The 12640-nt window shown below is 71.9% G+C and carries 12 protein-coding genes and 1 pseudogene; 6 read left to right on the top strand and 7 right to left on the bottom strand.

All coding sequences use genetic code 11. From position 1 onward, the window contains the following. Window positions 1–67: 67 nt before the first annotated feature. Together ACLF6P_RS13895 and ACLF6P_RS13890 are read left to right on the top strand one after the other, a co-directional pair. Window positions 68–463 (top strand): VOC family protein, encoded by a 396-nt coding sequence (locus tag ACLF6P_RS13895; RefSeq protein WP_415950543.1) that lies wholly within the window; start codon window positions 68–70, stop codon window positions 461–463. A gap of 57 nt (window positions 464–520) precedes the next feature. After that, window positions 521–1321 (top strand): EI24 domain-containing protein, encoded by an 801-nt coding sequence (locus tag ACLF6P_RS13890; protein ID WP_415950542.1) that lies wholly within the window; start codon window positions 521–523, stop codon window positions 1319–1321. A gap of 25 nt (window positions 1322–1346) precedes the next feature. On the opposite strand, the gene ACLF6P_RS13885 is transcribed toward ACLF6P_RS13890, so the two are convergent. Beyond that, on the bottom strand, window positions 1347–2321 hold the full coding sequence (locus ACLF6P_RS13885; protein ID WP_415950541.1) for a LysR family transcriptional regulator: 975 nt from the start codon (window positions 2319–2321) through the stop codon (window positions 1347–1349). Between the two features lie 74 nt (window positions 2322–2395). Here ACLF6P_RS13885 and ACLF6P_RS13880 point away from each other — a divergent pair, with 74 nt between their 5' ends. Together ACLF6P_RS13880 and ACLF6P_RS13875 are read left to right on the top strand one after the other, a co-directional pair. Next, complete coding sequence (locus ACLF6P_RS13880; RefSeq protein WP_415950540.1) at window positions 2396–3235, top strand: NAD(P)-dependent oxidoreductase; 840 nt, start codon at window positions 2396–2398, stop codon at window positions 3233–3235. 122 nt (window positions 3236–3357) lie between these two features. Next, a pseudogene (locus ACLF6P_RS13875) lies at window positions 3358–3720 on the top strand (RidA family protein); the annotation flags it as partial. 27 nt (window positions 3721–3747) lie between these two features. Here ACLF6P_RS13875 and ACLF6P_RS13870 read toward each other — a convergent pair. Continuing rightward, window positions 3748–4305, bottom strand: coding sequence for a TetR/AcrR family transcriptional regulator (locus ACLF6P_RS13870; protein WP_415950539.1), 558 nt, complete (start codon window positions 4303–4305; stop codon window positions 3748–3750). A 122-nt stretch (window positions 4306–4427) separates the two neighbouring features. Between ACLF6P_RS13870 and ACLF6P_RS13865 the strand changes: the two genes are divergently transcribed. After that, window positions 4428–6902 carry a beta-glucosidase H gene (locus ACLF6P_RS13865; RefSeq protein ID WP_415950538.1) on the top strand — a complete coding sequence of 825 codons (2475 nt, stop codon included), beginning with the start codon at window positions 4428–4430 and terminating at the stop codon, window positions 6900–6902. A gap of 89 nt (window positions 6903–6991) precedes the next feature. Here ACLF6P_RS13865 and ACLF6P_RS13860 read toward each other — a convergent pair whose 3' ends face one another. Beyond that, window positions 6992–7906, bottom strand: coding sequence for an SGNH/GDSL hydrolase family protein (locus ACLF6P_RS13860; protein ID WP_415950537.1), 915 nt, complete (start codon window positions 7904–7906; stop codon window positions 6992–6994). A gap of 338 nt (window positions 7907–8244) precedes the next feature. Between ACLF6P_RS13860 and ACLF6P_RS13855 the strand changes: the two genes are divergently transcribed. Continuing rightward, the gene (locus ACLF6P_RS13855) at window positions 8245–8739 is read left to right on the top strand and encodes a DUF3145 domain-containing protein (protein ID WP_415950536.1); all 495 of its coding nucleotides are present in this window, start codon (window positions 8245–8247) and stop codon (window positions 8737–8739) included. A 184-nt stretch (window positions 8740–8923) separates the two neighbouring features. On the opposite strand, the gene fabF is transcribed toward ACLF6P_RS13855, so the two are convergent. The 4 genes from fabF to ACLF6P_RS13835 form a co-directional block, all read right to left on the bottom strand. Next, entirely contained in the window at window positions 8924–10195 is a 1272-nt protein-coding gene (gene fabF, locus ACLF6P_RS13850; protein WP_415950535.1) for a beta-ketoacyl-ACP synthase II, read from the bottom strand. Window positions 10196–10306: 111 nt separating this feature from the next. Beyond that, window positions 10307–10555: an acyl carrier protein gene (locus tag ACLF6P_RS13845; RefSeq protein ID WP_093617374.1), complete on the bottom strand. Its 249-nt coding sequence runs from the start codon at window positions 10553–10555 to the stop codon at window positions 10307–10309. Window positions 10556–10622: 67 nt separating this feature from the next. Next, window positions 10623–11624, bottom strand: a complete 1002-nt coding sequence (locus tag ACLF6P_RS13840; RefSeq protein ID WP_415950534.1) for a ketoacyl-ACP synthase III — start codon at window positions 11622–11624, stop codon at window positions 10623–10625. Window positions 11625–11642: 18 nt separating this feature from the next. Continuing rightward, the gene (locus tag ACLF6P_RS13835; RefSeq protein ID WP_415950575.1) at window positions 11643–12557 is read right to left on the bottom strand and encodes an ACP S-malonyltransferase; all 915 of its coding nucleotides are present in this window, start codon (window positions 12555–12557) and stop codon (window positions 11643–11645) included. Between the last annotated feature and the right edge of the window lie 83 nt (window positions 12558–12640).

Here is a 12640-nt window from a genome sequence, read left to right as displayed (position 1 = left end):
GTCTCATATGCGTACGAGAGAAAGCCACTTGTGTACGTACATGAGCCGGCGACCTGAAGGGGGACCCATGACCACCTTGCGCATCAAGGCATTCGACCACCTGGTGCTCAACGTCTCGGACGTCGAGCGCTCCCTGGCCTTCTACACGGGCCCGCTCGGCCTGGAGCCCGTCCGGGTGGAGGAGTGGCGCGCGGGCAAGGTCCCGTTCCCCTCGGTCCGTATCGACTCCTCGACGATCATCGACCTCTTCGCCAAGCCGCGCGGAGAGTCGAACATCGACCACATCTGCCTGGTCGTGGACCCGCTGGACTGGCAGCAGGTCATCGACGAAGGCACCCTCAAGGTCCTCGAAGGCCCGGTCTCCCGCTTCGGCGCCCGCGGCACCGCCCAGTCCGTCTACATCGAGGACCCGGACGGCAACATGATCGAACTGCGCTGGTACCCCCAGGACAGGAAGGACTGACGCACCAGGCCCCGGGACCCGGCGCCGGAGCGGCCCCGGCCCCGTACGCTGTCCGCCATGCGTGATCTGGGGGCCGGGTTCGGCTATCTGCTCAAGGGCCAGCGGTGGGTGATGGGACACGGGCGCTGGTTCGGCTTCGGGCTGATCCCGGGGGTCATCACCCTCGTCCTGTACGTTGCCGCGCTGGTCGGCCTGGCCTACGGGGCCGATGACTTCGTGGCCTGGGCGACACCGTTCGCCGACGGCTGGTCGGAGGCCTGGCTCGCCGTCTTCCGCGGTTTCCTGGTCTTCCTGGTGTTCGCCCTCGGCCTGTTCCTCGCCGTGATCACCTTCACGGCCATGACGCTCCTGATCGGACAGCCCTTCTACGAGGCACTCTCCGAGCAGGTCGACAAGGACATGTCGCCGGACGGGACCGCGCCCGAGTCGGGGCTGCCGCTCCTGCGCGAGCTGTGGATCTCCGCGCGCGACAGCCTGCGCGTGCTCGTACGGGCCCTGGGCTGGGCGGTGCTGCTCTTCGCGCTCGGCTTCGTCCCCGTCCTCGGCCAGACCGTCGTGCCCGCGCTCGGCATCGCCGTCACGGGCTTCTTCGTCACCCAGGAACTGACCTCGGTCGCCCTGCAGCGCCGCCGCGTCGAGGTACGCGAGCAACTCGCCATGATGCGCGGCCGCAGAATGCTGATCTGGGGCTTCGGCACCCCGCTCGCGCTGTGCTTCCTCGTGCCGTTCCTGGCGGTGTTCCTGATGCCGGGCGCGGTGGCGGGGGCGACGCTGATGGTGCGGGACCTGCGGGGTGAGACCGAGGCGGCGGACGAGGCCGAGCAGGCCGAGGGGAGCGACAGGTGGCCGGCCGGTTGAGCTGAGCGGAGGGGCGCCGGCGTTCTCACCGGCAGAGCTGCGCGCCGGACTCCCGCAGCAGCCGTACGAAAGCCCCTGCGGCCGCCGGAGCGGAACGGCCGCGCAGGGTCGCCGCGTACACGGCGCGCGGCGGGATGTCATCGCCGTGCACCGGGAGCAGCCGGATGTCCGGCCGTACTCCGTCGGCCGCCAGCGCGGGGATGAGCGCGACCGCGAGCCCGGCGGCCACGTATCCCTGCTTGGCGATCCACTCGCCGGCGACGTAGGCGACCCGCGGACGGAAGTCCTCGCGCACGGCCGGGTGCAGCAGGCTGCGCTCGGTGCTCGCACTGCCCGACACCCAAGCGTCCCCGGCCAGTTCGGCCAGGCGCACCAGCCGCCGGCGGGCGAGCGGGTGACCGGCGGGGACGGCCACGTACATGGCTTCGTCGAGGACCTTCGTCAGCTCGTATGCCTCCGGCAGCGCACCGGCCGTCGACGATACGACCGCCAGGTCGAGTTCGTCGCGGTCCAGCCGTCCGAGCAGCGCATCCGTCAGCCCTTCCGCACAGTTCAACTCGACGGACGGATGACGCTCCTGGAACGCCGCGACCGTCCGCGGCAGGAGCGCGGCCCCGGCGGTCGGGAACGCCCCTACGCGCAGCCGTCCGCCCGTCATCTCCCGCAGCGCCACCAGATCGCCGCGTACGGCGTCCAGCTGTGCCAGCACGGCCTCGGCGCGCGGCCGCAGCACCCGTCCGCGCTCGGTCGGCGTGACCCCGCGCGCCAACCGGTCGAACAGCGCACCCTCGCCGAGCGCCGACTCCAGCGCCTGGATCTGCCGTGACACGGCGGACTGGGTGTATCCGAGGGCGCGCGCGGCTTCGGTGAAGGAGCCGAGCCGGGCGACCTCCAGGAAGACGCGCAGCCAGGCGGTGGAGAGGTCCCGGGCGTCCGAGGGCGTGCGCGAGGACTGCGGGGGCGAAGGGGGCGTGTTCGACGGCATCATCGGCATCATCATCCATGCCAGTTTCGCATGGATGCCATGCTGGACATTCGCTTGTCGCATCCCAGGCCCACGCCTAGCGTCGAGGCATGGAACAGATCGACTGCAGGGAACAGGTCGCCTTTCTCGGCCTCGGCCGCATGGGTGCACCCATGGCCACCCGACTCCTGGGCGCGGGCCACCCGTTGACCGTCTGGAACCGCACTCCGGCCCGCGCCGACCCGCTCGTCGCCAAGGGGGCCCGCCTCGCCGCCTCGCCCGCCGACGCGGTGCGCGACGCCGGCATCGTCCTGACGATGCTCGCCACGCCCGATGCCGTACGGGACATGGCCCGGCGGATCGGTCCCGCACTCCGGCCGGGGGCGCACTGGGTGGAGATGTCGACCGTCGGTCCCGATGTCGTACGGGAGGTGGCGGCCGTCCTGCCGAAGGAGGTCACGCTCGTCGACGCCCCCGTGCTGGGCAGCACCGACAAGGCGGAGGCCGGCACGCTCGGCATCCTCGCGGGCGGCGAAGCAGAGGCCGTCGAGCCGCTGCTCGGCGAACTCGGCACGGTCACGCGCACCGGCCCGCCGGGGACGGGCGCCGCCCTGAAACTCGTCGTCAACACGGCCGTGCTCGGGGGAGCCGCCCTGGTCGGCGAGGCGATGCGGCTCGCCGACGCGCTCGGCGTCCCTGAGGGGACGGCCAAGGCCGCGCTGGGCCGCAGCGCCCTCGGCGGCGCGGTGCCGAGGGCCTTCGCCGAGGGCGTCCACTTCGCCACCGGGCTGGCGGTCAAGGACATCGAGCTGGCCACCGCCGTCACCCGGCTCCCCGCCATGGAGGTGATCCGCGGCCACTACGCGGCGCACCCCGACCTCGCCCAGGAGGACATCGCGGCCGCGGTGGCCCGGATCCGACGCAACGATCCCGCAACGCCGCCCCTGTAGCGCCGCCCCCGTGACGCCGATCGCGCAGCACTGATCGTCGCGCAGTACTGATCGCGCAGTACTGATCGCACAACACCCGTCCCGCAGCACCTGTCCCGCAGCACCCGAAGGAGCCTTGTCCCATGCGCATCAGCCTCGGCAGTCCGCCTTCCGCGCCCGCCCCGCTCAGCCCGGCCTACTCGCAGGTCGCCCGCGTCGAACTGCCCGGTGGCGGAGCGCTGTTGCAGCTGTCCGGCCAGGTGGCCGAGGGCGAGGACCTCGCGACCCAGAGCCGGGGGATCTTCGAGGCGATCGCCGCGATCCTCGAAGCGCACGGCGCGAGCCTCGCGGACGTGATCAACGTCCGTACGTATCTCACGGACATCTCCCGTCTGAGCGAATACGGCGCGGTCCGCCGCGCGTGCTTCCCCGGCACACCGCCGACGAGTACGACGGTCGAGGTCTCGAAGCTCTTCCTGCCGTGGGCGCAGATCGAGGTGGAGGTGGTGGCGGCGGTTCCGGCGGGACGGGGGTCACTCCCCGAGCAGAGTGACGAAGTCCCGGAAAGCGCCCGGCATGTCGATGCTCTCCGGGTCCAGGAGCCACTGGTACTGCAGGCCGTCGAGCACGGCCACGAGCAGGGGTGCGGCGCGCTCGGGGGTGAGCCCGGACGGGAGGCGGTCGCCGTACTCGGCGCGCAGGAGGGCCGCCAGGTCCTCCCGTACGTCCGTGTAGCGCCGGGTGAAGTACGGGCCCGCCGGGTGCCCTTCCGTGACCGCCTCGCCGAGCAGCGCCGAGAAGGTCTGCACGATGCCGCGGCGCATCGCGTTGTACTCGACCAGGGACGTGAGCAGTTCGAGCCGCCAGTCGCGGCTGGGGACGGCAGCGTCCCACCGGTCGCGGTCCTCCAGGACGGCGATGAGCAGCGCCTCCTTGGTGGGGAAGTGGTGCAGCAGGCCCTGCTGGGTGAGCCCCACGCGTTCGGCCACCGCCGCGAGGGAGGTGCCGCGGTAGCCGCGCTCGGCGATCACTTCGAGCGCGGCCCGCAGGATCTCCGCGCGCCGCTGGACGCTTCTGGTTTTCGCCGTCATGCCGTCACCGTACGGCGTCCCTCCCGCCTGATGGTTACTAAAGGGTAACGAAACCTACCGTGTTACAGGTGATCGTGCAGGATGGGGAGAGGGCTCGGGCGGGGGCAGGCAGGAGCACGTCGATGCGGAGGCGCACAGTGACCGATCAGCACAGCGACGGATACGAAGCGGTCGTCGAGGCCGCGCTCGGCAGGCTCGACCTCGACACCAAGGCCCGCCTCCTCGCGGGCCGGAACATGTGGACACTGCCCGCGCTGCCGGAGATCGGGCTGGCCTCCCTGGTCATGTCCGACGGCCCGATCGGGGTACGGGGGGTGCGCTGGAGCGCCGACGACCCGTCCGTCGCCCTGCCCTCCCCGACCGCGCTGGCCGCCGCCTGGGATCCGGAACTCGCCCACCGGGCCGGTCGGTTGCTGGCCCAGGAGGCCCGCCGCGAGGGCGTGCACGTCCTGCTGGCCCCGACCGTCAACCTCCAGCGCAGCCCGCGCGGCGGCCGGCACTTCGAGGCGTACAGCGAGGACCCGTATCTGACCGGCGAGATCGGCAGCGGCTATGTGCGCGGTGTGCAGTCGGGCGGGGTGGGCACCACGGTCAAGCACTTCGTCGCCAACGACGCCGAGACCGACCGCTTCACCGTCGACAACCGGGTCTCCGGGCGCGCCCTGCGCGAGCTGTACCTGGCGCCCTTCGAGGCGATCGTCCGCCAGGCCGCGCCCTGGGGCATCATGACCGCCTACAACGCGGTCAACGGCATCACGATGACCGAGAACGCCGCCCTCGTGAACGGCGTCCTGCGCGGCGAATGGGGCTTCGACGGGTTCAACGTCTCCGACTGGATGGCCGCCCGCGACACCGTGGGCGCCATCGACGGCGGCCTGGACGTGGCGATGCCCGGCCCGATGACCGTGTACGGACCGGCGCTCGCCGCGGCCGTACGGGAGGGCCGGGTCGACGAGCCGACCCTCGACCGGGCCGTACGCAGGGTCCTGCACCTCGCCGCCCGCGTCGGCGCGCTCGAAGGCGCCGAGCCCGCCGTCACGCGGCTGCCCGAACCGGTCGACGGCGAGGCCCTGGCCCGCGAGATCGCCCACCGCTCCTTCGTCCTCGTACGCAACGAGAACGGCATCCTGCCGCTCGCCCCCGGGCGCGGCGACGCACCCTCCACCGGTCGCCTCGCCCTCATCGGCGCCGCCGCCCGCGATGCCCGCGTGCTCGGCGGCGGCTCCGCCACCGTCTTCCCGCGCCGGATCGTCTCCCCGCTCGACGGGCTCACCGCCGCGCTCGGCAAGGAGGCGGTCTCGTACGCGGTGGGCGCCGAGCCGAGCGAGGAACTGGGCGTCGCCACGGCCGGGTTCGCGCTGCGTGCCCGCTGCCGTGACGCCGAGGGGCGGCTGCTCGGCGAGGTGCCGCTGGCCGACGGCGCGATCCAGTGGTTCGGCGGCGGCTTCCCCGAGGGCGTCGGTTTCGACGCGCTCAGCCGCGTAGAGATCACCGGCACCTTCACCCCGCGCGTCACCGGCGCGCACCGCTTCGGCACCCGCGGCCTCGGCGACCTCAGGCTCACGGTCGACGGGCGCCGACTCTTCGACGGCGAACAGCGGATGGCGGCCGGCGGCGACCCCTTCGAGGCCTTCCTCGGCGCGCCCGTGGAGCGCGGCAGCGTCGACCTGGCGGCCGGGGTGCCCGTCGAGGTCTCCCTCGACGTGGCCGTGCCGAAGATCGAGGGCATGCCGATCGAGGTCGTCGCGCTCAGCCTCGCCCACGCCGAACCCCGCCGCGACCCGGATGAACTGATCGCCGAGGCCGTGCGCGCGGCACGCGAGGCCGATACCGCGGTGGTCGTGGTCGCCACCACCGACCGGGTGGAATCCGAGGGCTTCGACCGCCGCGACCTACGGCTGCCCGGCCGCCAGGACGACCTCGTACGGGCGGTCGCGGCCGCCAACCCGCGCACCGTCGTGGTCGTCAACTCGGGTTCCCCCGTCGAACTTCCCTGGCGCGAGGACGTGGCCGCGGTACTGCTCAGCTGGTTCCCGGGGCAGGAGGGCGGGGCCGCGCTCGCCGACGTCCTCACCGGAGCCGAGGAGCCCGGCGGCCGGCTCCCCACCACCTGGGGTTCGCTCGCCGACGCCCCCGTCACCGAGGTCGCCCCGGACGCCGAGGGCCGACTCACGTACGGCGAAGGCGTGTTCATCGGCTACCGCGCCTGGGACAAGGCCGGCGCCACCCCCGCGTACCCCTTCGGGCACGGCCTCGGCTACACCGACTGGGCGTACGAGAGCCTGCAGGCCACGCCCGAAGAGGCGAGCGTCCGCATCCGCAACACCGGCGCACGGACCGGCCGCGAGACCGTCCAGCTCTACCTGACCCCGCCCGCCGACGGCACGGTCGAACGCCCGGCCCGCGCGCTCGCCGCCTTCGCGAGCGTCACGGCGGCGCCCGGCGAGAGCACCGAGGTACGGATCCCGCTGCCGCGCCGGGCCTTCGAGACCTGGGACGAGGACGCGGGGCAGTGGGTGCACCACAAGGGCCAGTACGCGCTCGTGGCGGGGCGCTCGCTCACGGACGGCAGGCTGCGGGTGACGTTCGAGGCCTGAGGGCGCCTCGGGGCCGCGGTCGGGGGTCGTGCTCGGCTGCGGTGAGGGGCGCGCTCGGTTGTGGTCGGGGAGCGCGCCCCGAGGTGCGTTCAGGGGGCGGGTGACTTCTCCGCCGTGACGGCCGTGAAGGCCAGCTCGGCCAGGCGGGCCTGCCCGTCCCTGCTCGGGTGGAACCAGTCCCACCTGCTCAGCTGGTTCCGCCCGAACTCGTACGCGAAGACCGAACCGCCGTCGTGACGGCAGTAGTCGTCCTGCGCGCACACCTCCTTGAGAACCTTGTTGTACTCCGTGACCCGGGCGGCCACGCGCTCGCGCCGGCCGACGGTCGCGGCGTCCATGGCCTCGGGCTCGGCCAGCATCGACGGGCAGATGCCCAGACTCCAGATCCGCCGGGCCATCGCACTGCCCTTGCCCTGCGACCACAGCCGTGACAGGTCCGGGATGCTCGCCACGAACACCTGGGCTTTGGGCCGCTCCTTGCGCAGGACGCGCAGGGACTTCTCGAAGTCCGCGCGGAACGAGGCGACGGAGGTCATCGACGAGGCCGCGGGGCGGCAGGCGTCATTGGCACCCATCAGGACCGTCACCAGGTCGGGTGACTTCCCGGCCGCCTGCTCCATCTGGCCGGGCAGCGCGCTCATCCGCGCGCCCGTCCGGGCGAAGTTCCAACTGCGCGCCGCCGCCTCCTCCTTGCCGAGCAGCCGCACCGCCAGGCTGTTCACCTCCGGATCGGTGCCCGTCGCCCAGGAGGCCTCCGGGCAGTCCGAGAGCACCGTGCAGGCGTCGAAGCCGCGGGTGATCGAATCGCCCACGGCGGCCACGGACTGCGGGCTGGTGTCCCAGGAGGGCGTGGGGGAGGGGCTCGGGCGTGCGCCGGCCGGGGCGCCCTTCGGGGCCGGGGCGTTGCCGCCGGTGGCATCGCAGGCGAGCAGCGCGGCCGCCAGGGCCGCGGCGGCGGCCGAAGCGGCGGTGGTGCGGCGACGGCTTGTCCGAATCCGGGCCATGGTCGTTGCCCCCTCCCTCGTCCTGTGCCGCGCAGGATTCCGTGCTCTCCCGCGCACGGACCGGCGCTCGGCGGGGTGAATGCCCGCCGTTTGTCGGACCTGGACCCGACCGTACGTCACACTCGGGCCCGCACCGCACGGTAGTTTTGCAGCGGTCGACCCGGACGCAGGACGCTGTCCCGGTTCCGGTAAATTACATCACGTCAGAAATGTCCCCTTTCGGGGAGTTTCATCGATCCCGTGGATGTCCTGGATTTCCTCGGGAATCTTGGCGAAACTCCCGCCAACAGCCCGGCCAGGCGCGAGGCCCCATCCCTCGCCCGACCCTGGAGGTCCCGGTGACGACACGTGGAGTCCTGTACGTGCACTCAGCACCGCGCGCGCTGTGCCCGCATGTGGAGTGGGCGGTCGCGGGGGTGCTGGGGGGCAGGATCACACTCGACTGGATCAGGCAGCCCGTGGCGCCGGGGGCCTGGCGGTCGGAGTTCTCCTGGCAGGGCGAGGCGGGGACCGGATCCAAGCTGGCCTCGGCGCTGCGCGGATGGCAGCAACTGCGCTTCGAGGTCACGGCGGAGCCGTGTGCCGCGGCGGAGGGCGAGCGGTACAGCTCCACGCCCGCGCTCGGGCTGTTCCACGCGGTGACCGGTATGCACGGGGACATTCTGATCCCCGAGGACCGGCTGCGGGCGGCGCTCGCGCGCTCGCGCGGCGGCGAGAGCGACCTGGAGGCCGAGCTCGCCCGGCTCCTGGGCAAGCCCTGGGACGACGAACTGGAACCGTTCAGGCACGCGGGCGAGGGTGCCCCGGTTCGCTGGCTCCACCAGGTCGTCTGACCCCACCCCACCCCACCCCCCACCCAGCTGTGGGCAGTCGTGCCGCAGGGCGGCACGGGTGGGCACAGCGGCACCCCGGCCGGACGGCACTCTGAAACCCGACCCGCACCCCCACCCACCCCGCACACACGCGAGGGCCCACCCGGACGAACCGGGTGGGCCCTCGACGTACGAGCTGAAGAACTCAGACCGTGCGGAACGCGAGCACGACGTTGTGCCCACCGAACCCGAACGAATTGTTGATCGCGGCGATCGTCCCGCCCGGCAGTTCCCGGGCCTCTCCCCGGACGATGTCCGCACCGTCCGCGACGACATCCTCGTCGAGCTCGTCGACGTTGATGGTCGGCGGTGCGACCCGGTGCTTGAGCGCGAGCACGGTCGCCACCGTCTCGATACCGCCGGCCCCACCGAGCAGATGCCCGGTCATCGACTTCGTGGCGGAGATCGCGACATGGTCGAGATCCTCGCCGAGCACCTTCCGCAGCGCCTTGATCTCCGCGATGTCACCCTGCGGCGTCGAGGTCGCGTGAGCGTTGAGGTGCACGAGCTCGGTCGGCTTGAGGTCCGTGGTGTCGAGCAGGTTCTGCACGGCCGCCGCGACACCCCGCCCGGTGGGCTCGGGCTGCGCGATGTGGTGGCTGTCGGCGGACAGACCCTGGCCGAGCACCTCGCAGTAGATGTTCGCCCCGCGCGCCTTGGCGTGCTCCTCGGATTCGAGGATGACGACACCCGCGCCCTCACCGAGCACGAAGCCGTCACGGCCCTTGTCGTAGGGGCGGGAGGCCTGCTCGGGCGCGTCGTTGTTCTTGGACATCGCCATCATGTTGGCGAAGGCGGCGATGGGCAGCGGGTGGATCGCCGCCTCGGTGCCGCCGGCGACGACGACGTCGGCACGGCCCGCGCGGATCATCTCGACCGCGTAGCCGATCGCCTCGGCGCCGGAGGCGCAGGCCGAGACCGGGGTGTGCACGCCCGCCTGGGCGCCCACTTCGAGGCCGACGTTGGCCGAGGGGCCGTTGGGCATGAGCATGGGAACGGTGTGCGGGGAGACGCGGCGTACGCCCTTCTCCTTGAGCACGTCGTACTGGTCGAGCAGTGTGGTCACACCGCCGATACCGGAGGCGATGACGGTGCCCAGACGCTCGGGGGCGATGCTCGCGTCCTCACCGGCCGGGCCCTCGTAACCTGCGTCCGCCCAGGCTTCCCTGGCCGCGATCAGCGCGAACTGCGCCGAGCGGTCGAGCTTGCGGGCCAGCGGGCGGGGCAGGACCTCGCCCGGGTCGACCGCGACGGGCGCGGCGATACGGACCGGCAGTTCGGCGTAGCGCTCCTCCTCGAGGGGCTTGACCCCGGAACGGCCCGCCACGAGGCCCTCCCAGGTCGAGGATGCGTCGCCACCCAGCGGTGTGGTTGCGCCGATACCGGTGACGACCACGGTGCGATTGGTCGGGCTCACAGGAATTCTTTCTCCACGTGTAGACGGTCGTGAATCAGCGCGCCACCGGTCGGATGGCGGCAGACCCCTGACGGGGCGGCCCGCGACGGGCCGCCCCGGGGGCACAGGAGGTCAGTCCTGGTGCTTCAGGATGTAGTCCGCGGCGTCGCCGACGGTCTTCAGGTTCTTGACGTCGTCGTCCGGGATCTTGACGTCGAAGCGCTCTTCGGCGGCGACGACGACCTCGACCATGGACAGCGAGTCGACGTCCAGGTCATCGGTGAAGGACTTGTCCAGCTGGACGTCCTCGACCGGGATACCGGCGATCTCGTTCACGATCTCGGCGAGACCGGCGACGATCTCTTCCTGAGTGGCGGCCATGTTGGCGCTCCTTCTTGTGTATCAGTGAAATGGCAGGGTCCCGTACGGAATGTTCCGCGCGGACTGCCTAGGGGAGGGTAACGACGGTGGCTGCGTAGACGAGACCCGCCCCGAAGCCGATGACGAGCGCGGTGTCGCCGCTCTTCGCTTCCCCGGTCGCCAGAAGCCGCTCCATCGCGAGCGGAATCGAGGCGGCCGAGGTGTTGCCGGTGGTCTCGACGTCACGCGCGACCGTGACATGCTCCGGCAGTTTGAGGGTCTTCACCATCGAGTCGATGATCCGCATGTTGGCCTGGTGCGGGATGAAGACATCCAGGTCGTCCGCGGTGATGCCGGAGGCGTCCAGGGCCTCCTTGGCGACCTTGGCCATCTCGAAGACGGCCCAGCGGAACACCGCCTGGCCCTCCTGCGTGATCGCCGGGAACCGCTCGACGGCGCCGTCGCGGTAGTCCGTCCACGGCACGGTCTGCTTGATCGTCTCGGACTTGTCGCCCTCCGAGCCCCAGACCGTCGGGCCGATGGCCGGAACATCGGAGGGGCCGACGACGACGGCGCCCGCGCCGTCACCGAACAGGAAGGCCGTGGCACGGTCCTCACGGTCGGTCAGGTCGCTCAGCCGCTCCACGCCGATGACGAGGACGTGCTGCGCACTGCCCTCCACGATCATGCCCTTGGCGAGCGTGAGCGCGTAGCCGAAGCCCGCGCAGCCGGCCGAGATGTCGAAGGCGGCGGCCTTCTGCGTGCCCAGCCTGTCGGCGATCTCGGTCGCGACGGCCGGGGTCTGCTTGAAGTGCGAGACGGTCGAGACGATCACCGCGCCGATCTTGTCGGCGGTCAGTCCGGCATCGGCGATCGCCTTGCCGGAGGCCTCGATGGACATCGCGGCGACGGTCTCCTCGTCGCTCGCCCAGTGCCGGGTGGCGATGCCCGAGCGCGAACGGATCCATTCGTCGGACGAGTCGATCGTCTCCAGGATCACGTCGTTGGGCACGACCCGGGTGGGCCGGTAGCCGCCGACGCCCATGATCCTGGCGTACGGCGCGCCCTTGCTGGGCTGGATCTTCGACATTGCTCGGGGGCTCCTTCGTCAGGCAGCATGCTCGGCGATGAGCTCGCGAGCAGCGTCGAGGTCGTCGGGGGTCTTCAGGGCGAGGGTCTTGACGCCGGGCAGCGCCCGCTTGGCCAGGCCCGTGAGGGTGCCGCCCGGGCACACCTCGATGAGTGCCGTGACACCGAGCTCCTTGAAGGTCTCCATGCACAGGTCCCAGCGGACCGGGTTCGCGACCTGGCCGACCAGGCGCGCGATGACCTCGTCACCGGAGGCGACCGCGCGGCCGTCCTTGTTGGAGACGTACGTGACGGCGGGCTCGGCCGGGGTGAGCTCACCGGCGGCCTTGCGCAGGGTTTCGACCGCGGGCGCCATATGGTGCGTGTGGAAGGCGCCGGCCACCTTCAGCGGGACGACCCGCCGGGTGCCCTCGGGCTTGTCGGCCTCCAGGTCGGCGATCTGCTCCAGGGTGCCGGCGGCGACGATCTGGCCCGCGCCGTTGACGTTGGCCGGGGTCAGGCCGAGCTTCTCCAGGTGCGGAAGCACGACGTCCGGGTCGCCGCCGAGCAGCGCCGCCATGCCGGTCTCGGTGACCGCCGCGGCATCGGCCATGGCCAGACCCCGCTTGCGTACGAGCTGCAGGGCGGCGGTGTCGTCGAGCACGCCCGCGAAGGCGGCGGCGGTGAACTCGCCGACGCTGTGACCGGCGACGGCGGCGGGCTTCACCTCGCCGAGCGCCGAGGCGGACAGCAGTCCGGCCGCGACGAGCAGCGGCTGCGCGACAGCCGTGTCACGGATCGCGTCCGCTTCGGCCTGGGTGCCGAAGTGGGCGAGATCGAGGCCGATGGACTCGGACCAGGCGGCCAGCTTGTCGGCGGCGCCGGGAAGGTCGAGCCAGGGAGTCAGGAAGCCGGGCGTCTGAGCGCCTTGGCCGGGAGCGACGAGTACGAGCACTCTCACACTCTCTCTTGTGGACGGTGGGCGACGCCCGTGGGGACAGGGACGAAGAACAGTCGGGGTAATTGTCGAGGATCGAC

Source organism: Streptomyces lothianensis, assembly GCF_047779955.1.
GTDB lineage: Bacteria > Actinomycetota > Actinomycetes > Streptomycetales > Streptomycetaceae > Streptomyces.
The sequence above is the reverse complement of the archived record's forward strand: the minus strand, read 5'-3'. Positions and strand labels throughout refer to the sequence as shown.